Source organism: Arthrobacter sp. UYEF36 (assembly GCF_040547025.1).
Taxonomy (GTDB): domain Bacteria; phylum Actinomycetota; class Actinomycetes; order Actinomycetales; family Micrococcaceae; genus Arthrobacter.
This window is the reverse complement of record NZ_JBEPOX010000006.1, coordinates 210,602-232,670: the sequence shown is the minus strand read 5'-3', so window position 1 is coordinate 232,670 and position 22,069 is coordinate 210,602. Positions and strand designations below refer to the sequence as shown.

At 66.7% G+C, this 22,069-nt stretch carries 26 protein-coding genes and 3 tRNA genes; 17 read left to right on the top strand and 12 right to left on the bottom strand.

Going from position 1 to position 22,069, the window contains the following annotated elements; all coding sequences use genetic code 11:
- Positions 1–70 precede the first annotated feature (70 nt).
- The 7 genes from ABIB29_RS11430 to ABIB29_RS11400 form a co-directional block, all read right to left on the bottom strand.
- Positions 71–1,132, bottom strand: a complete 1,062-nt coding sequence (locus ABIB29_RS11430) for an NAD-dependent epimerase/dehydratase family protein (RefSeq protein WP_354172838.1) — start codon at positions 1,130–1,132, stop codon at positions 71–73.
- Positions 1,129–2,010, bottom strand: coding sequence for an MTAP family purine nucleoside phosphorylase (locus ABIB29_RS11425; protein ID WP_354172836.1), 882 nt, complete (start codon positions 2,008–2,010; stop codon positions 1,129–1,131). Before ABIB29_RS11425 ends, ABIB29_RS11430 begins: the two co-directional genes overlap by 4 nt.
- A 65-nt stretch (positions 2,011–2,075) precedes the next feature.
- Positions 2,076–3,554 (bottom strand): glycosyltransferase family 87 protein, encoded by a 1,479-nt coding sequence (locus tag ABIB29_RS11420; protein ID WP_354172834.1) that lies wholly within the window; start codon positions 3,552–3,554, stop codon positions 2,076–2,078.
- Entirely contained in the window at positions 3,551–4,255 is a 705-nt protein-coding gene (locus ABIB29_RS11415; RefSeq protein ID WP_354172832.1) for a methyltransferase domain-containing protein, read from the bottom strand. Before ABIB29_RS11415 ends, ABIB29_RS11420 begins: the two co-directional genes overlap by 4 nt.
- On the bottom strand, positions 4,252–4,932 hold the full coding sequence (locus ABIB29_RS11410) for a TIGR04282 family arsenosugar biosynthesis glycosyltransferase (protein ID WP_354172830.1): 681 nt from the start codon (positions 4,930–4,932) through the stop codon (positions 4,252–4,254). The genes ABIB29_RS11415 and ABIB29_RS11410 overlap by 4 nt, the downstream gene beginning before the upstream one ends.
- A gap of 5 nt (positions 4,933–4,937) precedes the next feature.
- Positions 4,938–5,645, bottom strand: a complete 708-nt coding sequence (locus tag ABIB29_RS11405) for a glycosyltransferase family 2 protein (protein WP_354172828.1) — start codon at positions 5,643–5,645, stop codon at positions 4,938–4,940.
- 155 nt (positions 5,646–5,800) lie between these two features.
- The gene (locus tag ABIB29_RS11400; RefSeq protein ID WP_354172826.1) at positions 5,801–6,487 is read right to left on the bottom strand and encodes a hypothetical protein; all 687 of its coding nucleotides are present in this window, start codon (positions 6,485–6,487) and stop codon (positions 5,801–5,803) included.
- A gap of 568 nt (positions 6,488–7,055) precedes the next feature.
- Here ABIB29_RS11400 and ABIB29_RS11395 point away from each other — a divergent pair.
- Together ABIB29_RS11395 and ABIB29_RS11390 are read left to right on the top strand one after the other, a co-directional pair.
- The gene (locus ABIB29_RS11395) at positions 7,056–7,760 is read left to right on the top strand and encodes a hypothetical protein (protein WP_354172824.1); all 705 of its coding nucleotides are present in this window, start codon (positions 7,056–7,058) and stop codon (positions 7,758–7,760) included.
- Positions 7,761–8,048: 288 nt separating this feature from the next.
- Complete coding sequence (locus ABIB29_RS11390; RefSeq protein WP_354172822.1) at positions 8,049–8,351, top strand: hypothetical protein; 303 nt, start codon at positions 8,049–8,051, stop codon at positions 8,349–8,351.
- On the opposite strand, the gene ABIB29_RS11385 is transcribed toward ABIB29_RS11390, so the two are convergent.
- The 4 genes from ABIB29_RS11385 to ABIB29_RS11370 form a co-directional block, all read right to left on the bottom strand.
- Positions 8,334–9,260, bottom strand: a complete 927-nt coding sequence (locus ABIB29_RS11385; protein WP_354172820.1) for a cation diffusion facilitator family transporter — start codon at positions 9,258–9,260, stop codon at positions 8,334–8,336. The genes ABIB29_RS11390 and ABIB29_RS11385 overlap by 18 nt on opposite strands.
- A gap of 10 nt (positions 9,261–9,270) precedes the next feature.
- On the bottom strand, positions 9,271–9,732 hold the full coding sequence (locus ABIB29_RS11380) for a metallopeptidase family protein (protein ID WP_354172818.1): 462 nt from the start codon (positions 9,730–9,732) through the stop codon (positions 9,271–9,273).
- Between the two features lie 21 nt (positions 9,733–9,753).
- A complete protein-coding gene (locus tag ABIB29_RS11375; protein WP_354172816.1) occupies positions 9,754–10,746 on the bottom strand; it encodes a DMT family transporter in 993 nt (330 codons plus the stop codon).
- A 97-nt stretch (positions 10,747–10,843) separates the two neighbouring features.
- Complete coding sequence (locus ABIB29_RS11370; RefSeq protein ID WP_354172814.1) at positions 10,844–11,725, bottom strand: ArgP/LysG family DNA-binding transcriptional regulator; 882 nt, start codon at positions 11,723–11,725, stop codon at positions 10,844–10,846.
- Between the two features lie 69 nt (positions 11,726–11,794).
- Here ABIB29_RS11370 and ABIB29_RS11365 point away from each other — a divergent pair, with 69 nt between their 5' ends.
- From ABIB29_RS11365 to ABIB29_RS11295, 15 genes are all read left to right on the top strand, one after another.
- Positions 11,795–12,397: a LysE/ArgO family amino acid transporter gene (locus tag ABIB29_RS11365; protein ID WP_354172812.1), complete on the top strand. Its 603-nt coding sequence runs from the start codon at positions 11,795–11,797 to the stop codon at positions 12,395–12,397.
- A 55-nt stretch (positions 12,398–12,452) separates the two neighbouring features.
- Positions 12,453–13,091 (top strand): FMN-binding negative transcriptional regulator, encoded by a 639-nt coding sequence (locus ABIB29_RS11360; RefSeq protein WP_354172810.1) that lies wholly within the window; start codon positions 12,453–12,455, stop codon positions 13,089–13,091.
- A 158-nt stretch (positions 13,092–13,249) separates the two neighbouring features.
- A tRNA-Glu gene (locus tag ABIB29_RS11355) sits at positions 13,250–13,322 on the top strand.
- A gap of 96 nt (positions 13,323–13,418) precedes the next feature.
- Positions 13,419–13,492: transfer RNA gene (locus ABIB29_RS11350), tRNA-Asp, on the top strand.
- Between the two features lie 48 nt (positions 13,493–13,540).
- Positions 13,541–13,616: transfer RNA gene (locus tag ABIB29_RS11345), tRNA-Phe, on the top strand.
- A gap of 208 nt (positions 13,617–13,824) precedes the next feature.
- Entirely contained in the window at positions 13,825–14,289 is a 465-nt protein-coding gene (locus tag ABIB29_RS11340) for an Asp23/Gls24 family envelope stress response protein (protein ID WP_354172809.1), read from the top strand.
- Positions 14,286–14,477, top strand: a complete 192-nt coding sequence (locus ABIB29_RS11335) for a hypothetical protein (RefSeq protein WP_354172807.1) — start codon at positions 14,286–14,288, stop codon at positions 14,475–14,477. The genes ABIB29_RS11340 and ABIB29_RS11335 overlap by 4 nt, the downstream gene beginning before the upstream one ends.
- Complete coding sequence (locus ABIB29_RS11330; RefSeq protein WP_354172806.1) at positions 14,474–14,854, top strand: hypothetical protein; 381 nt, start codon at positions 14,474–14,476, stop codon at positions 14,852–14,854. Before ABIB29_RS11335 ends, ABIB29_RS11330 begins: the two co-directional genes overlap by 4 nt.
- Positions 14,851–15,525 (top strand): DUF6286 domain-containing protein, encoded by a 675-nt coding sequence (locus ABIB29_RS11325; protein WP_502915594.1) that lies wholly within the window; start codon positions 14,851–14,853, stop codon positions 15,523–15,525. The genes ABIB29_RS11330 and ABIB29_RS11325 overlap by 4 nt, the downstream gene beginning before the upstream one ends.
- The gene (locus ABIB29_RS11320) at positions 15,522–16,133 is read left to right on the top strand and encodes a hypothetical protein (RefSeq protein WP_354172804.1); all 612 of its coding nucleotides are present in this window, start codon (positions 15,522–15,524) and stop codon (positions 16,131–16,133) included. The genes ABIB29_RS11325 and ABIB29_RS11320 overlap by 4 nt, the downstream gene beginning before the upstream one ends.
- Before the next feature lie 233 nt (positions 16,134–16,366).
- On the top strand, positions 16,367–17,653 hold the full coding sequence (locus ABIB29_RS11315; protein WP_354172803.1) for an ABC transporter substrate-binding protein: 1,287 nt from the start codon (positions 16,367–16,369) through the stop codon (positions 17,651–17,653).
- 6 nt (positions 17,654–17,659) lie between these two features.
- Positions 17,660–18,697, top strand: coding sequence for a carbohydrate ABC transporter permease (locus ABIB29_RS11310; protein ID WP_354172801.1), 1,038 nt, complete (start codon positions 17,660–17,662; stop codon positions 18,695–18,697).
- Complete coding sequence (locus tag ABIB29_RS11305) at positions 18,694–19,581, top strand: carbohydrate ABC transporter permease (RefSeq protein ID WP_354172800.1); 888 nt, start codon at positions 18,694–18,696, stop codon at positions 19,579–19,581. The genes ABIB29_RS11310 and ABIB29_RS11305 overlap by 4 nt, the downstream gene beginning before the upstream one ends.
- A gap of 10 nt (positions 19,582–19,591) precedes the next feature.
- Positions 19,592–19,846 (top strand): hypothetical protein, encoded by a 255-nt coding sequence (locus tag ABIB29_RS11300; protein WP_354172798.1) that lies wholly within the window; start codon positions 19,592–19,594, stop codon positions 19,844–19,846.
- A gap of 153 nt (positions 19,847–19,999) precedes the next feature.
- Complete coding sequence (locus ABIB29_RS11295) at positions 20,000–21,115, top strand: LacI family DNA-binding transcriptional regulator (protein ID WP_354172796.1); 1,116 nt, start codon at positions 20,000–20,002, stop codon at positions 21,113–21,115.
- A gap of 45 nt (positions 21,116–21,160) precedes the next feature.
- Here ABIB29_RS11295 and ABIB29_RS11290 read toward each other — a convergent pair whose 3' ends face one another.
- Positions 21,161–22,069, bottom strand: a complete 909-nt coding sequence (locus tag ABIB29_RS11290; RefSeq protein WP_354172794.1) for a DUF8083 family protein — start codon at positions 22,067–22,069, stop codon at positions 21,161–21,163.

The following is a 22,069-nucleotide window of genomic DNA, read 5'->3' as shown; positions in this document are numbered from 1 at the left end:
GTCCGGGTCCCTGCTGCGGACGTTTGCCTCAGCCGGCGTTCAGGGCCCCTTTTTCGCCTGCCTGTCCTGGTCAGGCGGGTTCGCCGCGCAGGGGAGCGGTGGCAAACTCCCGCATGCCTTGCGCAAATCCCACTTCCGGGGCCCAGCCAAGTTCGGCCTTGATCAGTGCCGAAGACGCTGTGATGTGGCGGACGTCGCCGAGCCGGTACTCGCCGGTCACTACCGGCGCAGGACCTGCGCTGAAGGTGCTCAACGCCGTAGCGACGTCACCGATCGTCCGTACCTCGTCTGCACCGACATTGTAGGCCCGGAAACCCGGTGTGCCGGCGCCGGAGAGTGACTCCGTGGCGGCGATGTTCGCCGCGGCGACATCCCGGACATGGATGAAGCTGCGCCGTTGGCCGCCGTCTTCGAACACGCGTGGTGCCTCGCCACGGGCCAGCGCGGAACGGAACAAGGACGCGACTCCTGCGTATGGCGTGTCCCTGGGCATCCTTGGACCATAGACGTTGTGATAGCGAAGAGCGACGGCCGAGCCGCCGGTGCTCCGGGCCCACGAGGCGGCCAGATGTTCCTGGCTCAATTTCGAGGCGGCATAGACGTTGCGGGGATCCAGGGCGGCGTCCTCGGTGACCATGGCGGGGACAAGGACTGCCCCGGATGCCGGGTCGCGGGGATCGTAGATACCGGCGCGCAGGTCAGCCTCGGCGCGGGGACCGGGCCGGACGGGAAGCCCTGTCCGGGGATCGGCGTAGGCGCCCTCGCCGTAGACCACCATCGAGGAGGCCAGGACGAGCCGGGTGATGCTGTGGCGTTCCATGGCGGCCAGCAGGACGGCCGTGGCGTAGTCGTTGTTGTGGATGTAGTCCGGTGCGTCGGCGAAGCTGACACCCAGTCCGACCTTCGCACTCTGGTGGCAGACTGTATCGACACCCTGTACTACCGAATCGACCGTGGCCGGGTCCGTGACATCCCCGGTGACGAGTTCCACCTGCGGGTCGAAGACGGGCGGCGCGGGATGAAGTCGGGGGTCCAACGAGTCGAGGACCCGCACGGACCAGCCCTTGGCGAGGGCGGCGTCGACGATGTGGGACCCGATGAACCCGGCACCTCCGGTGATGAGGAGTTTCATCCGGCGTCGGCCATTTCCCGGACAGCCGGGAGTGCCATGATCCGGCGCACCGCTTCCTGATCCATCAGCGTCCGGGCGCGGTAGTCCTCACTGATGGCGGCGACGGTCGCTTCAAGAACGGCCAGGACACTGTGCTGGGCCTTCTTCAGCCGGGCGAAGACGGCGTCGGCGGTTACCGGTTCCGAGCCGTCGTGCCCGGTGTCGGAATCGGTGATGAACGCCAGATTGGCGAATCCCATGTTGAGCTCGGCGGCGAGCAGGGGTTCGGGGTACTGGGTCATGCTGATGATGTCAGCGCCGCCGGTGACATACCAGGCGGACTCGGCCTTCGTGGAGAACCGTGGTCCGTTGATCACGACCACCGTTCCCTGCGGGACGTAGGCAATGTTGTGGCTGGCGAGGGCGGCAGCTACGTGCGCACGCAGGGTGGGGCAGAAAGGTTCTGAGGCCGGCAGGTGCTGGACACCGGCGGGCGGGACGCCGTCGACGACGGTCCCGTCGAAGAAGGTGTCCGCTCGTCCCCAGGTGCGGTCGATGAGCTGGTCTGTCACCACGAACGTGTCGCGGCCGAAGCCCTCCCGCAGGCCGCCCACGGCCGAGGAGGAGAGGATGGCCTCGACGCCGAGGCTCTTCAGGGCCCACAAGTTGGCGCGGTAGTTGATTTTCTGGGGCGGAAGTGAATGTCCTCCGCCGTGGCGGGGGAGGAAGGCCACGGTCCGTCCGGCGACGTCGGCAAGAGTCACGGGACCAGACGGCGGCCCGTACGGGGTGTCAACGTGGACGGCGGCCAGGACCGCCGCTCCGGGGAGTTGGTAGGTCCCGGACCCGCCGATGATGCCGATGCGCGCCTGCGGCGTCCCGGTGAGTGCTGTGTCCATGGTGCAATCCTGCCATTCGGGGGAGCGTGGTGTGGGGGAGGGGTTGCCGGTCACTGGGTTGCCGGTCACTGGGTTGCCGCAGCAACAACCGGCGTCGGGGACTCGAGGCCGGCGAGGGCCGCCAGCTGAAGTCCTTTGCGGCGCCGCCACCAGAAACCGGCGGAGACGGCGACGGCCGCGAGAAACAGGGCGGCTTGATGCAGCGGAAGGCTGAAGGGCTCCTTGAGGGGAAGCATGTAAATAATGTCCAGGGCTAGGATGACGGCGACGTATTCCCAGCGCCGGCTCAGGACAATGAACGGCAAAAGCATGAGCGCGTACCAGGGGTAATTCGGGCTGATGATCAGCAGCGTCAGCCCGATCATGACGGTCTGCTGCTCCCAGAGATTCCCGGGTCGGGTCCGCCGCATCACAGTGAGCGCAATGACTGCCAGCGCCGCGGCGCTGAGCACCGGGGGCCAGGGGCCGGTGGAGAGGAGTTGCGCCAGCCCGAAGCGGGTGCCGCCGCTCTGGCTGTAGCCCTCCTCCTTGAGGTAGCCGGGGAGGAAGCCCAGGACTCCGGCCCCGGCAGCGGCCAGGTAGGGCACGTAAAGGAGTGCGAATGTGGCCAGCGCTGCGGCGATGAACCGGGCCGGGCGCCGGAACAACAGAGCGGGGGCGGCGATGACCGGAATGAGCTTAGTCGCGACGGCAGCCCCGAACACCATCCCGGAGCGCAGCGGCTTGCCTCCGGTCAACAGCATTCCGGCGGCCAGGATCAGGGCGCCGCCGAGCAGATCAACATGGGCGTTGTTCACGGCTTCCAGCTGCACGAACGGGCTCCAGCCCCAGACTGCGGCGAGGTGAAGGGGCAGGCCTCGCTGGGCCAGGGCACCGAGCAGCATCAGCGTCACGGCCACGCTGATGAGCAGGCCTCCGAGCTGGAAGGGAAGGTATCCGGCCGAGTCAGGGATGGCGGCCCGCACCCCCAAGAAGTAGATCTCTGCAGTGGGCGGATAGATGGTGGGCACGTGCGGGCGGTTGATGGCCGTGCACAACGGATTTCCCGACGGGTAGCCGAAGGCCGCGACAGATTCCGTCCCGAACAAGTCCTTGGCGCACACGGGCCTGCCCGCGTCGCCGGTGGCACCGGAGGCGAACAGCCACCCGGGCCGAAGCTCGGCGAGGGTCTCATCGACGGGCACATACGAGTAGGGGGAGATCCCCGCCTTTTGGACGATCCCGTCCCAGGCGTACCGGGCGGAATCGTTGCTGGTCCGCGGCGGCGCGCTCACGGCGACCAGGCCGAGCAGCACGGTGCCCGCGATGAGGATGGCACCCACGCGGCGTCTGGGGATGCGCCGGAGGAGACTGACTGCCCCGATGAGTGCGCCCCAGGACAGGAAGGTGCCGACAATCGGTGCAGATTCGAAGGGATTGTGGGGGACCACCATCCACCACATCAAGCCCGCGAGAACCAGGACCAGCGCCGTCAGCGCGGCGGCCAGTCTGAGGGTGGGGCGTTGCGCGCTGTCCGCCGGCGGCGAAGGGATAGCGACGGTCACGCTGCGGTCCTGACTGGCCCGGTGCCGGGGGAGAGCCGGCAAAAGACGCGGCCCTGTACCCGTTGAACGGAGGCTACGGTCCATGCGCTACGCTGCGCCCGGGACGTGAGACCCACGCTTCCCGTCCGTGCCCAGCGGAACGGTTCGCTCTGGTTTCCGTTCGAGTCCTCCAGCACGGCGGAGTAGACGGTGTCCAGGTCCTCGTCGGCCTCCACTTCAACCAGGAGAGTCCCGTGCGGGGCGATGAGCTGGCCGCAGCGGCGCAGCAGGGACGTGATGCTGCCACCGATGCCGATGTTGCCGTCGAGCAGAATGATTGATTGCCAAAGACCGGCATGGGGTACCGGAGCGAACACCGATTGTTCCAGCGCCCGGGCACCGCGGGCGCGCGCCCGGCGGACCGCCTCCGCACTCGTGTCGATCCCCAGCGCCGGAAGGCCCATCCGCTGGGCGGCAGCCAGAAGCCTGCCCGGGCCGCAGCCGATGTCCAGGACCGGACCCTGAAGGCTCTGCAGGAGCGAACGCTCGAGCGGGTTTGCTTCCCCACACCAACTTTGGACGTCGAAGTCCACCGGTTCTGCCGCATGTTTGATGTCCGGACGAAGCGTCAGGGTGCCGGATCCGTCCGCCAGCGCCCTGGCATAGGGTTCCGTGTGGCCCTGGCCGAAGTGGGCGGCTGATGCCACTCCGGTGGCCGTCACGGCAGGACGCCGGTGACGAGTAGTGAGCCCTGCATGCCATGGGCGGCGTCCTGGACCGCGTGCGCGAAGTCCGTTCCCGGTATGGCGGCGGCTATGTCGAGCGCATCGCTGAAGTAATCCATATCCGCCAGTTCCGCCAGCGTCCCGACGCTGAAGCCCTGAGCTAGCAGGCGGGCGAGCTGCTTCGCCCCGGTCGTGTCCGTCGACATCGGCACTCCCCGGATTAACGCCCCGTCGGGGCGGCGCAGCGCGAGGGCCCAGAACCCGCCGTCCGTGGCCGGGCCGATCCAAGCGTCATGACCTGGAGCGGCCGTGGACCAGTCGTGAAGGAGCGGCGCCAGGTGGTCAGCGGAGAACTGCGGGGTGTCCATGCCGATGATGAGCAGCGGACCGGTGGCCGCGTCGCAGATGGCGGCGAGCCGTTCATCCAGCCCTCCGGTGGCCTGCGGTACGACGGTGAAGCCTTCAGCGTCTGCCGCCGCCGGTGTTCCGTCCATGACCAGCACCCGGTTCCGCACCGGGAGGATCCGGACTGTATCCAGGGTCCGGCTGAGGCTCAACTGGGCCAGGGCGGCGGCCCCTTCGGGGCTCAGCGGAGGGCTCAGCCGGGTCTTGACGCGGCCCGGCAGGCACTCCTTGGCGATGACCGCCACTGTCAGATTCAAGCTCTTGCTCATAACAGTCATTCGCTGCCGGGAGTCTTCCGGACCGGTCCGGAAGATGCAGCCGCCGCGGCAGCCTTGAGTTGGGCGGACATATCCCGGACAGCCGTCACCGTTCCGCGCACCGTTCCGGTCACCTTGGACTTGCCGGTGCGGGGGGCATAGGGGACGGGCATCTCCAGGATCCTCCACTGGCGCAGGCTTGCCTTCAGGAACATCTCCAGCGGGTAGCCGCTGCGCCGGTCCTCGAGCCCGAGGGACAGCAACCCAACGCGTCGTGCTGCCCGCATCGGTCCAAGATCGGTCACTCGTTCCCCGGTCAGGCGCCGGAGCCGCCAGGCCAAGACGACGTTGGCGATCCGGGCATGCAGGGGCCAGGAGCCGCGCTGCGGCTGGCGGCTGCCCAGCACCAGATCTGCCGTGCCGCTAACGACCGGGGCGACCAGCCCCGGCAACTGCGCCGGGTCGAGTGAGCCGTCGCAATCGCAGAACGCGACGAACTCCGCAGTCGCTGCGAGCAGGCCGGCATGGGCGGCTGCGCCAAACCCCTGGCGGCCCTCATGAATCACGAGGGCGCCCAGACTCGCGGCGAGCTCGGCGGAACCGTCCGTGGAGCCGTTATCGACCACGATGGCCCGGTACCCTTCCGGCAGGCGGGACAGCACCCATGGGAGGGCGCCGCGCTCATTCAAACACGGCAGAACGACATCAACCATGGCTCCAGTCATGTAAAACGCCTCTCAAAGCTATGGTTCCGCAGTGGCGCTTCGCCCGGGATTCCCTACGGTACGCGAACAGAAAAGTGCCACGGACCCCAAGGTAGGAGCCGTGGCACTTCCCGCCGGTGCAGACCATGCATCCGGCAGGTATTCCTGGTGGGTTGTTACTTGGTGTTGACGGTGATTTTGGCGATGCCGACGAGCATGTCGGCTTTCACGGCGTCGGTGTTGAAGGTTTTGTTCAGCAGGCCGGCGGCGGTGTCGGAGATCAGCACGCGGGTGCCTTCCAGGACCGCGGTGTCGCCTTCTGCCTGGAGGGGCTTGAGGGTCGAGCCGTCGAGGTTGAAGATGTAGGCCTGCTTCACGGCGGTCTTGCCGTTGACTGCGACATCACCGTAGAGCTTGGAGGTGCCCGGGTCGATGGTGAAGTTGGTCAGGTCGACCTTCGTGTCCCCGGCGGTAAGGGAGAACCCGGAGTCGGCGTGGCTGATCAGGCCCTGGACGAACGGGCGGTAGTCCTTGGCCGGGTCGTAGTAGTCGACCTTGCCGCCGGTGATCGGGAAGATCAGCGAACCGTCGGTCAGTGCGGCGGTCCCGACCGTGCCCGGGGTGAGCTTCAGCGTCTCCAGGGCCGTCGCGAAGGACGCATCAAGCTTCACCGCGGTCGATACCCCGGTCAACGCCGGGATCGAGGCCAGCGGTTCCGGCTTCTCAGCCGCGGCCGAGGAGGACGCCGAGGACGAGGTGGCCGGGGCGGTGGACGCGGTGTTCGCCGGGCTGCAGGCGGCCAGGGAGAACATGAGTGAACCGGCAGCGGCAACGCCGAGGAAAGTCTTGAGAGATGTACGCATGGCAGTACTCCTTGAAAGGGTTGAGTGGATGGTCCCGGTCCCGCGGCCGTGCAATACGGCCTGACACTTTCCAGCGGGTCCGGCTTGATCTGTCAGGAGTACTTCGGGAACACCCCCGCCCCGGATGGGTCACCCCGGAACCGACACCAACCCGTTACACAACCACAAGCCAGCGCCCAGCTTCTCCGTGGAGGGCAACGAAAACGAAATTTGCCCTCAGCGGACAACGCCGCTTGCGTGAGCAAACGTTGAAAGGTATGCGGCCAGGCGCCTGCGTCTGAGTGGCCCGTCCGGTGCCGCGGCTCTGCCGCAAGAGCTATCTCTTAGACACAGCGCGGCTTTCATTCGTTGTCCTGATCTTCACGTGCCCTGATCCCAGTCTTCCAAAGGGCAAAAATAGTGTCTCGAGGGCGGTCGCGACGTTGGAGCGTAGCCTCCACAGCACAGCGGAGGCTACTCGTCCCTTAGCGGCCTCCACTCGCGTTCACGCCAATCCGCGGTTGTGTGTGCTCCGAATCACAATCGACCAGGGGGATCTCCTCACTGGCCGTCGACTGAGGAGTGAATTGTGAATCGGAAATCTGTAGTGGCCCTTGGGGCCTCAGCCGTGGCGTTAATCGCTGCAACCACACTGGCCGTGGGGCCCGCCCAGGCCCATAATTCGAAATCAGAGGAGAAAACCGTCACCCTGACCGCCAAGCTGAAGCAGCTCAACGCCTCCGGAGCCTCAGGCACGGCAACCGCCGTCGTGCGAGGTGAAACCATCAAGCACATTGAGGTGCATGCCAGGGGCCTGACTCCTGACGCCCCGCATGCCCAGCACATCCACTACGGTGAGCAGGCTATGAACGAGTGCCCCACGCTCAAGCTGGACGCCAACGACGACGGGCGCGTGAACACTGTCGAGGGCGTTCCCGCATATGGTCCCGTCGTCGTGTCCCTAAACACGAGCGGGGACACCACACCGGCCAGCTTCCTGGACGTCACGCGATTCCCGGTCTCGAAGGATGGCAGCTACAACTACAGCCGTCACAACATTAAGTTCACCGATGTGGCAGGCACAGGCTACCCCGGAGCCGACGGCACCGGCACCGCCAAGCAGATCGCTGAGGCCATCCGCGACGGCGAGGGCGTCCTGGTCATTCACGGACTGGATTACGACGAAAACGGCACCTACAACTTCAGCAACCCCGAAGGCGCGAGTGAGCTGACCCCTGATCTCCCGGCAGAAGCGACCGACCCGGCTGTCTGCGGCGTCCTGGAAGAGCGCTAAGCCGCCACATAGGGCTCGGACCTTGGCTTAGTGGTGCACAGCGGGTTCAGAGGACGCAGCCCCGCAGAATGCGACCCGATGGTTCGCCTCCGTTGAGGCGGACCATCGGCATGTTTTGGGGATGGTAGCAGTGGTGAACAAAGGGGTGACCTCGGTGGCAAAGATGGCGCCGCCCGTAGAGCAGTGGGATAGCAGCACCAGAGGCAAACCTGTAGCGTTTGGGTACCCGGAACTATTAAGACATCCGGAGGTTCCATGACCGCTTGGCCCGCGCACGCTAGCAGGACCATGTCGTGGCAGTCGTCCGGGCTGCCGCCGCGAGAAGATCGCGAATTCTCCGAGGTGGTCGTCTCGCTGCCGACCATGATCGCCGGGTGCTGGTTCGATCCGGGCCGTGAAACCATTGTCGCCCTCGAGGCCAGCTATGGCGCGCGTTCCATGGTCGCTGCAGCCGACGCCGTGCAAGGGATGATCGACGATAAACAACAAGCGTGTCATTTAGTCACATTCCCGGGGGGCGTGTCGGCCGCGGACCTTCCGCCAATTCAGCGGGCCAGGCCCAGTGCCCGGGGCTCAGGCGTGCTGGTGTGATTCGTGCTCCGCGTGGGAGAGCGGTTCGAGCTGGAAGGTGCAGTGCTCGGTGTCGAAGTGCGAGCCCAGGCAGCTGACGAGCTTGTCCAGGATCTGGTCGGCGCCGCGGGCACCCAGCGCCGCATCCTCCACCACGACGTGGGCGGAAAACACGGGCACGCCGGAGGTGATGGTCCAGATGTGGATGTCGTGCACGGACACCACGCCCTCCACGGCAAGGATGTGCTCGCGGATCATCTGCACTTCCACCCCCTTGGGGGTTGCCTCGAGGAGCACGTCCACCACATCGCGGAGCAGGTGCCAGGCCCGCGGCAGGATCATCAGCGCGATGACGATCGAGGCGATGGTATCCGCCGTCTGGAAGCCCGTGACCATGATGACCAGGGCGGCGGCGATGACGGCGAAGGAGCCGAGCAGGTCGCCCAGGACCTCAAGGTAGGCGCCGCGGATGTTGAGGCTCTCCTTCTGCGCGCCTCGGAGGATCAGCAGGGACACGAGGTTGGCGACAGCGCCGAGGACGGCGGCGTACAGCATGACGTCGGTCTGCACCTCGGGGGCAGAGCCCAGCCGGCGGATCGCCTCCGTGAAGATGACCACCGAAATGACGATCAGCACCAGCGCGTTGGCCAGGGCGGCCAGCACCTCGGCGCGCTGGTAGCCGTAGGTGCGCTGGTCGCTCGCCGGACGGGTGGCGATCCAGGCGGCCAGCAGGGCGATGAACACCCCGGCCGCGTCGGAGAGCATGTGGCCGGCGTCGGCCAGCAGGGCCAGGGACCCGGAAACCAGTGCGCCGGCGATCTGGATCAGGACGACCCCGAGGGTGATGGCCAGGACGGCGACCAGGCGCTTCCGGTGCTTGGCTGTGCCAGTGGCCGAGAGGCCGTGTGAGTGGCTGTGGTCGTGTCCCATGCCTACAAGGCTAGCCCCAGCCGAGCTCGTGCAGGCGATCGTCGCTGATGCCGAAGTGGTGCGCGATTTCATGGACCACGGTGACCGTCACTTCCTCGATCACGTCCTCGCGCGTTTCGCAGATCTCCAGGATCGGCTGGCGGTAGATGGTGATGCGGTCCGGCAGCGAGCCGGCGTCCCACCAGGAGTCCCGTTCGGTCAGCGGCACGCCCTCGTAGAGTCCCAGCAGCACGGTGTCCGGATCGTCGCCGGGCTGGGGTGTGTAGTCGTCCTCGATGAAAATGGCCACGTTGTTCATGGTCTTGGCAAGGTCCGGCGGGATCCGGTCCAGGGCGTCGTGCACCGCAGCTTCGAAGTCGGTCTCGGACATCGGGAACGGGGGGTGGTCATGGCCGGCGCCGTTCCCGCCGTCGTCCGGGCTGTCCGGGCCGGTCGGAATGATCGGGAGGCCTGGCGGCAGGGAGGCGGGCATAGCTGAAACTCTAGCCCCGAATCAGCGGGACCGGCGCCGGGTCAGCCCCACCCCGACGAGGCAGATGGCGCCGCCGACCAGGCCCCAGACGGTGGGGATCTCGCCGAGCACCAGCCAGGAGATCAGGATGGTGGTGCCGGGCACCAGATAGGTGGTGGCGGCAAGCCGGCCGGCGTCGATCAGCGACAGCGCATAGGCCCAGGTGGTGAAGGCGATCGCGGTGGGGAAAACGCCGAGGTAGACGAGGCCCAGGGTGGCAGGCAGGGGGGCCGCCTGCAGTTCGGCGATCAGCTGGCCGCTGAAGGGCAGGCAGCAGATTGCACCGACCATGATCCCGAACCAGGTGGCCTGGGCGGCGGGGAATTTCCGCAGCACCGGCTTCTGCACGATGACGCTCACCGCGGCGAGGGCTGCGGCCAGCAGGCACAGGAGTACCCCGGCGACGTCCGCCGTCGACCGCTGGCCGGAACCCAGGGCGATCACTGCGACCCCGCCGAACGCGACGAGGCTGCCGATGATCAGCCAGCGCGGGAAGCCCTCTTTGAGGATCACCCCGGCCATGATGGCGACCAGGATCGGGTTGACGTTGATCAGCAGGGCGGCCGTGCCGGCGTCGAGGAGGTGCTCGGCGGCGTTCAGCGCCACGTTGTAGCCGCCGAACCACATGACGCCGTAGGCCAGGATGGGCCACCACTCGCGGCCCCGGGGGAGGTTGCTGTTCTTCAGAAGTTGCGGCAGCACCACCAGTCCCAGTACGACGGCGGCAATCGCCAGCCGGCCCAGGGTCAGGGAGCCGGGGGAGAAGCTCGGTCCCACGGCCCGGATGCCCACAAAGGCGGACGCCCACAACACCACGGTGACGACGACGGCGGCGATGCCGAGCCTGCTGATCTGGCCCGGCTGCGGGGTCGTGGACGGGGGAGTGGGGGCGGGAGCGGGCGGCGGCACTTCGTGGGTGCCGCCCGGGTGCGAGCTGTCCGGCTGCGGGGAGCCCGTCTGGGCGGTTGTGGCCATACTGCCAATCTAGCCCGCACAACGGCCCCGGGACTGGCGGAAATCGGCCATGTCTAGTCGAGTTCCTGCCACCCGGGGTGCAGCCGCGCCCGGCGGCTCACCGGAGGGGGCGGGCGGCGGCCTGGATGGCGGCTGCGACCTCGTCGAGGGCAGCCGATCCGTACCGCCACTGCTGCCAGTGGAGCGGCACATCGACGTGCGCAGCGGGGTCCGGGGAAACCAGCGTGCGGCGCTTCAGTTCCTCTGAAACTTCGATTTCGGGAAGCAGCCCCCAGCCCATTGACCAGCGGATGGCTTCGCCGAACTCGTGGGCCGCCGGTACATAATGCCGGGGCGGCTGGAGTGCTGTGCGGCTCATTGACCGCAGGTAGCGGTCCTGCAGGTCGTCCTTGCGGTCGAAAATGATGACCGGGGCGGCGGCAAGCCTTTCCGCCGTTGCCCCTCCGGGAAACCAGCGGGCGGCGAAATCCGGGGTGCAGACCGGCAGGTAGCGCATCACACCCAGGCGCCGGGAGGAACAGCCCGGCGCCGCCTTCGCCGTGGTGGTGATGGCAGCGGCTGCGGCGCCGCTGCGGAGGAGCTCCAGCGAGTAGTCCTGATCCTCGCGCAGAATCTCCAGCTGGACCTTGTCCGCCACCGACGCCAGCCCGGGCAGCGCCCAGGTGTGCAGGGAGTCGCTGTTGATGATCAGGGTCAGCCGGACGCTGGCGGGCTGCGCGCCGGGCTGCAACTCTTCGGCCAGATCGGCGGAGAGCATGTCCAGCTGCCGGGCGAAGCGCACCACCGCGTGGCCGGAGGAGGTGAGTTCGACGGGGCGGGTCCGTTTCAACACCGGCCGGCCGACGGCCACTTCGAGGGCGCGGACGCGCTGGCTCACAGCCGACGCCGTGACCCGGAGGTGGCTGGCGGCAGCCTCGAAGCTCCCGTGCGCCACAATGGCGGCCAGAGTCCGGGCCTGGTCCGGATGGATATCAATCATTAGTTCATCTTATGTTCGGCAAGGATAATTAACTGGTTTCATGTTCCGGTGCCCTCTAGCGTGGAACCTGTGATCCTCTCCCTCCTTTCGGGCCTCGCCAGCGGGCTGTCCCTCATCGTCGCCATCGGTGCGCAGAACGCCTTCGTACTCCGCCAGGGCGTCCAGCGCTCGCACGTCCTGCTGGTCGTTGCCGTGTGTGCCCTGTCCGACCTCGTGCTGATCATGCTGGGCGTGGCCGGGGTCGGCGTCCTCATCGAGCAGGCACCCGGCGTTATCGAGGCCGTGCGCTGGGCCGGTGCCGCCTTCCTCCTGGTTTACGGACTGATGGCTGCACGGCGGGCCATCCGTGGAACGCAGGCGTCCCAGCCCGTGTCCGGGCAGGCGGGGACCTGGGCGGCCGCGCTGGGGACCTGCCTCGCGCTGACCTGGCTCAACCCCCATGTCTACCTGGACACCGTCCTGCTGCTGGGGTCCCTCGCCGGCGCCCACGGCCCCGACGGACGGTGGTGGTTTGCCGGCGGAGCAGGTCTTGGCAGCATCGCGTGGTTCGCAGCCCTCGGCGCCGGTGCCAGGTTCCTTGCGCCGGTGTTCGCCCGGCCGGGCAGCTGGCGGGTGCTCGACGGCGGCATTGCCGCGGTCATGGTCACCTTGGCTGTGATGCTCGTAGTCTGAGCTTGTCAGCCGTTCCGCAGCACACCGCAGCACGCAAACGATAAAGGAAGTTCCCATGTACGTCCCCTCGCATTTCGCCGCCGACCAGGGCGCCATTAACGAGTTGCTCTCGAACCCGGGTGCGGCCAACCTGGTGACCTCGACAGAGCGCGGACTGCTCGCGACGCTGCTGCCTTTCGTCTATGACCCGGAGGCCGGCGACCACGGGGCGCTGCTGGGCCATCTTGCCCGCAACAACGGCCAGTGGCAGCTGCCGGCGCTGGGCGAATCCCTGGTCATCATCCAGCGCCCCGATGCGTACATCTCCCCGTCTTGGTACCCGGCCAAGGCCGAACATGGCCGGGTGGTTCCAACGTGGAACTACACCACGGCGCACGTCTATGGCCGGCTGGTCATCCATGACAACCCCGCCTGGGTGGACGACCTCGTCCGGCGGCTGACCGCGCTGCATGAAGCGGCGTCGGCAGAGCCCTGGACCGTCGACGATGCGCCGGCGAGCTTCGTCGCCGGCCAGCTCTGGGCGATTGTCGGCGTCGAACTTGTCATTACGAGGGTGGAAGCGAAACGGAAGCTGAGCCAGAACCGTTCGGCTGCCGATGTGGACGGCGTCATCGCCGGCCTGCGGGCCAAGGGCGAGCTGGATTCGGCTCGCGACGTGGAGCGGGCGCAGCAGGGCCTGGGCCGGCGGAGTTGAGCGTCCCGGCAGGCGGCGACCGCCGATTTTGGATAATCCGGGGGTCTGCCCTTATAGTTTTATAGTCCAGTTCGGAGGAACCCGAAAGGACAAAAACGACAGGCTTCGGCCCTTAATTTTTGTCTTTGTTTCAGTGGGTTTAGCCGAATGGCGTTCTGGCCCCCATCGTCTAGCGGCCTAGGACACCGCCCTTTCACGGCGGCGGCACGGGTTCGAATCCCGTTGGGGGTACGCAAGGAACTGGTCAAGCCGGGTATGAAAGTCTGGTAGGCTAAAGGCCTTGAAAAATTGCAGTAGCGATACTGCAGAGAAGCAAGAAAATAGCAAGGCCCTGTAGCGCAGTTGGTTAGCGCGCCGCCCTGTCACGGCGGAGGTCGCGGGTTCAAGTCCCGTCAGGGTCGCTCTGATTGCCAGAAGAAATTCCGGCTCTCATGGTGACATGTCACCTAGGCTCTGTAGCTCAGTTGGTAGAGCGTTCGACTGAAAATCGAAAGGTCACCGGATCGACGCCGGTCGGAGCCACCACTGGGAAGCATCAGTTCTTCGGAACTGGTGCTTTTCTTCTTTAACCCCATCGATTGCTCTGTAGCCGCCCTTCTGGCGGGGCAAAAGGGCAGTAATGGAGCAACCGATGCCAGGTCGACGGCGGCGACGGCGTCCAATCCCTCTTTCAAGCGGCCACCTTGTCGCTGGCAGGTACTAGGGTGGTCTCAAAGAGAAGGGGGAGTGCCTCATGGAATACCAGGATTCTCAGCGTGCAGCGGCCCCGGTGCCCGGGTTGGCCACCAACCTGCCGCTGCCCGGTGCCGGCCGCACCGTCATTTCCGAAACCGCCGTCGCGAAGGTCGCGGGCATCGCCGCCCGCTCAGTGCCCGGCGTGTATTCCCTGGGATCCGGCCCGTCCCGCGCGCTCGGAGCTTTCCGGGACGCCGTCGGCAGCTCGGACCATGCCGCCGGAGTCCGCGCCGAGGTCGGTGAAACCCAGGTGGCCGTCGACATAGACCTGGTGGCGCTTTACGGCACACCCCTTCACGCCCTGGCAGACCAGATCCGCGCCGCCGTGTACGGGGCCGTCGAGGAACTCGTCGGGCTCCAGGTCATCGAAGTGAACATCGAAATCAACGACGTCTACGTGCCCGGCCCGGCCAAGCCCGGAACCCCGGCCGAAGCGCCGCATTCAAGGGAGGCAATCCAGTGAATCTGACGGTTGTGGGAATCGCAATGGGCGCCTTCGCCGCGTTCATGTCCTTCCAGTTCGGCGTATGGGGTTTCCTGGGCGCCCTGCTGTTCATGGGAATCGGAGCCCTGTTGGGCCGCGCCGCGGAAGGGAAATTGGACCTGCGCAGCGTGCTTGACGCACTCACAGGCCGGCGTTCCTCGTCATGAGCGGGACAGCTGGTGCGGTCCGCGCCGCCGCGATGGCTGGACACACCAGGATCAGCACCCAGGCGCTCACCAGCGTGGCCCGGGCCGCCGCGGCGGAGGCCCTTGGCGTCACGCCGCATGAGGTGCGGGCTGAGTGGTCCGACGACGACGGGCTGTTGGCACTGTCCCTTGTCTCACCCATCACCTTTCCGCCGCTGACAGCGGTCCTGCGGGACCCCGGACGCGCCGCAGGCTTCGGCGGCTCTGTCTGGGACCGGGCCGTGGCCGCCAAAGCTGACATCCTGCGCCGCGTGACCGAGCTGAGCGGTGCCCGGCTGAGCCGGGTCGACATCCGGATCAGCGGCGCCAGCGTGAGCGAAGGACGGCGGGTCCATTGAGTCACTCCACTTCTCACAATTCCCGCCACGGGAGCCACGTCCCGCCCGCTCCCAGCGCCGCACCGTCGGCCGGCAACCCGGCAGCTGCGGAGCCGGACCTCGAGGGTGTGGAAGAGATCCTCAAACGCGAGACTCACTCCTCCAGGGCAGTGGCCTCGATCATCGCCGCCGTGCTCGTGATCGCGCTGTGCGTCTACGCCCTGCTGGAAACCGCTGTCCGGGCCGTCGGCCAGCCGCCGTGGCTCGTGGATCCGCAGACGGCCGCGGAGCGGGCGGTGGCGCTCCCGAACGGGGTGCAGCCGCTCCTGCTCGGCGTCGTTGGTGCGGTGCTGGTTATGGCGGGGCTGTTCTTCCTCCTGAACGCGGTGCTGCCGGGACGACGTGCCCGCCACCGATTGCGGAACAACCGCGCCGCCGTCGTCGTGGACGATGAAGTGATAGCCTCCGCGCTCGCGCGGCGGGCACGGCTGGCGGCCAACGTGAGCCAGGAACAGGTGATGGTGACCGTGTCCCGGCAGCGGGTCGAAGTCAACGTCCGTCCCACCTCCGGCGTCTCGCTGAGACGGGATGCCGTCCTCGCGGCCGTCCAGGATGAGCTCCGGGACATGGGATTGTCACCTACACCGGAGGCTCGCATCAATGTGGCTTCGACCGGGGTGATCGGCGCATGAACGGCACCCCCAGAACCCTCAACCGGATCCTGATCGGCGTCCTCGGCTTCAAGCTCCTGGCCATCGGAATACTGCTCATCCTGCTGGTGACTGTGCCGGCCGTCGCCGCCTGGTGGCAGGGCTGGGCCGCCGGCGTCTGGAGCATCTGGCGAGACCTTTTCGAGGGCACGCGCTTCCCCGGGCGCCCGGAGAGCTGGCTCTGGATCGTGGTCGTCCTGATGCTGCTCCTCGTGATTGGCGCCATGGTGGCCTGGGTCGCCCAGCAGGGCAAGGGCCGGGCCAACTTCCTCGTGTCCGAAGAGGATCCGGGTGAGGTGCCCGGAAACGTCAGGGTCGGCAGCGGTGTGGCCGAGCAGGCACTTCGGGCCGCCCTGGCGGACCGTCCGGACCTGGCCGGCGCGAGCGTTGCCACCTACGAATTCCGTGGCGAACCGGCCCTGAGAATCCGGATCCAGCCCCGCCACGGCGTGGCACCGCACCGGCTCGCAGCCGAGGTGTCCGCCCTCGTGGAGGCGCTCGACGTCGCGCTCGGAAAACGCACCCTGGTGCTCATCCATATCGCCTCCGGTGCCCGGTCGAGGTTTGGGCGGGCCGAGCGGGTTCGCTGACCGGGGTGAGCTTTCGGCAACATGTTTCGGCGGTGGCGCTGGCGGCGCCCAGCCGTCGGATTTCGTTGAATTGGCGCGGTCCGGTGCACAGGACGGGCTCCGGCACAAGAGTCTCCTTTCTGTAAAGGTTCTATGTAAACGCTTGCATTCCTCACCGGGTGTTGATTATCGTGATGGACACCACACGAACGCACCGCCGTTTTTTGTCCGGTACTCAGCGAGGAGCCCCCAGTATGAAAACACCGAAGTTCTTACTTCCCGTCGCCGCAGCAGGCGTGCTAGCCCTGACCCTCTCCGCCTGTGGCGGCGGAGGAGGAGGCGGCACGACCGCCGGTGGCGCCGACGCCGAGCAGGGCCTCGACAGCCGCGGTCCCATCACCTACGTCCAGGGCAAGGACAACAGCAACGTGGTCCGCCCGCTGATCGAGAAGTGGAATGCGGCCCACCCGGACGAGAAGGTCACGTTCAAGGAACAGACCGACCAGGCCGACCAGCAGCACGATGACCTCGTCCAGAACTACCAGGCCAAGAACCCCAACTACGACGTCGCCAGTGTCGACGTCGTGTGGACTGCAGAATTCGCCGCCAAGGGCTGGCTGCAGCCGTTGAAGGACAAGATGGCAGTGGACACGGCAGGCATGCTGAAACCCACCATTGACGCCGGCTCTTACAAGGGCACCCTCTACGCGGCTCCGGTGTCGTCCGACGGCGGCATCCTTTACTACCGCACGGACCTCGTCCCCACGGCTCCCAAGACCTGGGACGAGATGATGGGCATGTGCTCCATCGCCGAGGAAAACGGGATCGGCTGCTTCGCCGGGCAGTACGCCAAGTACGAGGGCCTCACGGTGAACGCCTCCGAAGCGATCAACTCCGCCGGCGGTTCCGTGCTCAACGAGGACGGCAAGCCGAACCTGAACACCCCCGAGGCCAAGGCAGGCCTCGAAAACCTCGCCGCGGCCTACGCCGACGGCAGCATCCCCAAGGAAGCCATCACCTTCCAGGAGGAACAGGGCCGCCAGGCCTTCCAGGACGGCAAGCTCCTGTTCCACCGCAACTGGCCCTACGTGTACAACCTGGCCGCTACGGAAGGATCCTCCAAGGTCAAGGACGTCCTCGGCATGACGGCGCTCCCCGGCAAGGATGGCCCCGGCGCATCAACACTGGGCGGACACAGCGCGGCCGTCAGCGTCTACTCCAAGAACAAGGCCACGGCCCTGGACTTCGTCAAGTTCCTCGTCAACGAAGAGAACCAGAAGTTCTTCGCCACCCAGGGCTCACTGGCCCCGGTCCTCGAGTCCCTGTACGAGGACCAGGAACTCGTAGCCAAGCTGCCGTACCTGCCGGTGCTGAAGACCTCGATCGAGAACGCCGTGCCGCGCCCCGTCACCCCGTTCTACCCGGCCGTCACCAAGGCCATCCAGGAAAATGCCTACTCGGCCATCAAGGGCGAGAAGACTGTGGACGCGGCCTTGTCCGATATGCAGAAGTCCATCGAGTCCGCTAGCGCGGGACAGTAGCCAGCCATGGCAACCGAATTGGGCCCGACGCCGGTCAAGGAACCGGCGTCGGGCGGTACCCCCATCCACCACGGGCCCAAGGGCGTCGGGGAGGACAACGCGATCGCGAGCCAGGGCAAGTGGGCTTCGTGGCTCCTGGCGCCAACCATCGTCGCGCTGGCAATTGTGATCGTCTACCCGATCATCAGCGCCATCGTGATGTCATTCCAGAAGGACGCCGGCCTTGACCCCGACTCGGGCCTTTTTACCGCCGGCGGCCCGGCTGGATTCTCGAACTACGTCAGCTGGCTTTTCCAGCAGTGCGCCGCCCCGGGCGGCGGAACCGTGGCGTGCCCGCCCGGGACCCTCGGTGCGCAGTTCTGGTCCGCGACCGGTACGACTTTCTACTTCACCATCATCACGGTGACGCTGGAGACGATCCTCGGCTTCTGGATGGCAATCATCATGGCGCGTACCTTCCGGGGCCGCAGCCTGGTCCGCGCCGCCGTCCTGGTGCCGTGGGCCATCCCCACCGCCGTCACGGCCCAGCTGTGGCTGTTCATCTTCGCCTTCGAGGGCATCGGCAACAAACTGTTCAACACCACGATCCTGTGGACGGGCAGCGAAGTCCCGGCCCGGTGGGCCGTCATCATCGCCGACACCTGGAAGACGACGCCGTTTATGGCGCTGCTGATCCTGGCGGGGCTGCAGATGATTCCGGCCGACGTTTACGAAGCGGCCAAGGTCGACGGGGCCTCTGCCTGGCAGCGGTTCCGGATGATCACCCTGCCGCTGGTGAAACCGGCCCTGATGGTCGCGATTCTCTTCCGGACCCTGGATGCCCTGCGGATGTTCGACCTTCCATACATTTTGACGGAGGGCTCCAACAACACCACGACGCTCTCCATTCTGGTGGTCAACCAAATCAGGCAAGGGTTCAACTCCGCCGCCGCCTTGTCCACTATTACGTTCATCATCATCTTTATGGTGGCCTTCATCTTCGTCCGCTTCCTCGGAGCAAACGTTGTGGAGCAGCAATCCGGCGCAGGTAAGGGGAAGAAATGACCGCCGCGACCGAACTCCGCGCCCGGCAGGACCGGGGCCGCAAGGTAGCCCAGAACCGCGAGAAGTGGGCGAGTGTCCGCACGTATGTCAGTGCGGCCGTCATCCTGATCTGGTGCCTCGCGCCGGCCTACTGGATGGTGGTAACGGCGTTCCGCGACGTGGGCTTCACCTACGACACCTCGCTCCTGCCCACCCACGTGACGCTCGACAACTTCGCCACAGCCTTCGACACCTCGTTCGGCAACAGGTTCGGCCAGGCGCTCCTGAACAGTGTGTTCATCGGCGTAACGGTGACCGTCATCTCGCTGGTGATCGGCGTCTTCGCAGCCTATGCACTGGCCCGATTGAACTTCCGGTTCAAGTACCTGGTGCTCGGCTTCATCCTGGGGGCGTCCATGTTCCCGGGCGTCGCACTCATCACCCCGCTGTTCCAGCTGTTCACCAATATTCAATGGATCGGCACCTACCAGGCACTGATCATTCCGAACATCTCCTTCGTCCTCCCGCTGACGGTCTACACCATGACGTCGTTCTTCCGGGAAATGCCGTGGGAGCTTGAGGAAGCGGCCCGGGTCGACGGCTGCACGCAGGGACAGGCGTTCCGGCGGGTGATCATGCCGCTGGCGGCACCGGCCATCTTCACAACCGCGATCCTGGCGTTCATCTCCTCCTGGAACGAGTTCCTGATTGCCAGCCAGCTCTCCAACGATGCGACCCAGCCGGTGACGGTGGCCATTGCCAACTTCGCCGGGGCCCAGCCGCAGCAGATTCCCTACACGGCCATCATGGCCGCCGGAACGATCGTCACAATTCCACTGGTCATTCTGGTGCTGGTCTTCCAGCGTAAGATCGTCGCTGGCCTCACCGCCGGCGCTGTGAAGTGACGGCCTGGCCATGAACAGCAAGTCGAGCCACGGCCTGGTGCGCAACGAACACCGCCGTGTCCGCTCCGCGGAGGATTTCGATATCATCATCGGTCTCCTCGGGTTCTGGGGACTTGTGCTGCTGGTGGTCACCGTCTGGATGGAGGTGACCGGCCAGCCGGCGCTTGGCTGGGCCCTGGGCCTGCTGGCCATGGTGCTGGCCCTGTACGGACTAATCCGGCTGCGCCGTCGCCTGCCGGAAAGGACGGCAGCCCGGCGCAAGTGAACGCGGGGTCACCTGGCGCCCATCCCGAGGGGGTTTATGGGCGGCAAGTGACCCCGCATTGCTTGGGGGCGTTTGTTGCCGTGGGGGAGACAGGCTAATGGAGTGCTTCGGAGGCTGCGAGTTGCCTCAGGAGTCAGTCAACAAGGGGACACGGTGGCAAAGACAACAGACAGGGCGCAGCGCGGAGGGCACTCCGGTGTCAGCATCGAAGATGTGGCCGCTGCCGCCGGAGTGTCAACCGCCACCGTGTCCCGCGCTGTCCGTGGCCTGCCCAGGGTATCGCCGGCCACCCGGGAGAAGATCCTGGGCATCGCCGAAGCCCTGGGCTACGTCGCCTCCTCCTCGGCATCCGGGCTGGCCACCGGGCGCACCAAAACCATCGGCGTGCTGGCCCCCTTCGTCAGCCGCTGGTTCTTCTCCAAGGCCATCGAGGGCGCCGACCGGGAACTCCATGCCCGCCAGTACAACCTCTCGCTCTTCAACCTGGGCGGGCATGGCAGTCACCGTGAGCGGCTCTTCAGCAAGACCATGGTCTACAAACAGATCGACGCGCTGCTGGTCCTGTGTATGGCTTTGACCCATGAGGAAATCGAGCACCTCCAGAAGATCGACATCCCGTTGGTCGTCGTCGGCGGCCACGTCGAAGAGTGCCCCTACATCGGTATCGACGACTATGCCGCCGCCGCCACTGCCGTGCGGCACCTGATCGACCTCGGCCACACGGAGATCGCCCTGCTGCACGGCGACGACGAAACCGACCTCAACTTCGACGTCCCCAGGGTCAGGATCAAGGCTTTCCAGGACATCATGGCGGGAGCCGGCCTGACCGTCCGGGAGGAATGGGACGAGTGGGGGGACTTTACGGTCCGCAGCGGCCAGGACGCCTTCCACCGGCTGTGGGACAGGTCCGGACCGAAGCCCACGGCAATTTTTTGCGCCTCGGACGAGATGGCCATGGGGATCATCTTTGAGGCCGCCCGGGCCGGGGTGCGGGTCCCTGAGGACCTCTCGGTCATCGGGATCGACGACCACGACTTTTCCGAGGCCATGGGTCTCACCACGGTCAGGCAGCGCCCGGACCAGCAGGCCGAACTGGGCACGAAAATGCTGCTGGATGAGCTCGACGGGATCGCCGGTTCAGTGCGCTCCACGGTGGCCCCGCACCAGCTGGTCGTCCGAAGCACGACGGCGCCGCCCAAGAGCGCGGAAGCGGCAGCCCGGAAGGGCGCCGCGCCGGGCATTCTCACCGATCAGGCCGGCCGTCCATAGCACCGGCCGCCGCCTGTGAACCACAGGCCGTGCCCGGCGAACCTGTCACGAAGCGCGGGCGAGCTGCCGGATCGGGATCCAGCGGGATGCCAGCCGGCGGTAGGCGGCGGCGGCCCCGGTCATGTCCCCTTCGGCCAGGCACTCAATGCCCAGCCGGACATCCATGGGGGAGTCATCCGGGTAGACCTTGTCCGCCACGGCGCCGTAGTCCAGTTCGACCACGGACTCCGGATGGAAGAGCTCCAGCCATTCGGTGAGCTGGGTCAGGTCCTCGAGCATGTCCAGATCGGGGGCGGCCAGGGCCAGATGGGCCACGGCGTAGCGGACCCGCTCCAGGGCCTCGCCGATCGTCGCCCGGATGCGCACGGTGACGATTCGCCCTTCGGATTCCACCACGTCCGTGGGGTCCGATTCCTTGTACAGGCAAAACCAGCTGAAGGGGATGCCCCAGGTGGACGCCCGGGTGTGCACACGGCCCAGCCCGGAATGCGCCCGCACTTCATCGATGCGCTCCTGATGCTTGTCGCGCTGCTCATCCGGGATGAGGAGCCGGGCCAGCGGCCCGTGGATGCCCTCCATCAGGGCGTTGGCCGCCAGCCCGGCCCGGAGCACCAGCTGGCTGGGGCAGTACAGCAGGCGCTCCGGAGCGCCGGCGTCGGGAACCCCGGCGTCGTCCGGACCTGCTGCCGGGGCCGGCCCGCCGGTCCGCGGCACCGCAACAACCCTGACCAGATCCGTCGCCCCGGTGGGGAACGGGTCCCCGCCCGGGCGGGTGATCCGGCCGAGGGAGGCCTGCAGCTCGGCGTTTTCGATGGCCGCCCGGGAAACGCTCCGGGCGCCCGCCGCGCGCAGGGCCACCTGCTGGTCCTCCGGGAACGCCTCCAGGGGTTCGTAGACCCGCAGTGCGGAGGAGAACGGCAGCCCGGCCTGGCCTCGGTAGAGGTTTCCCGTCAT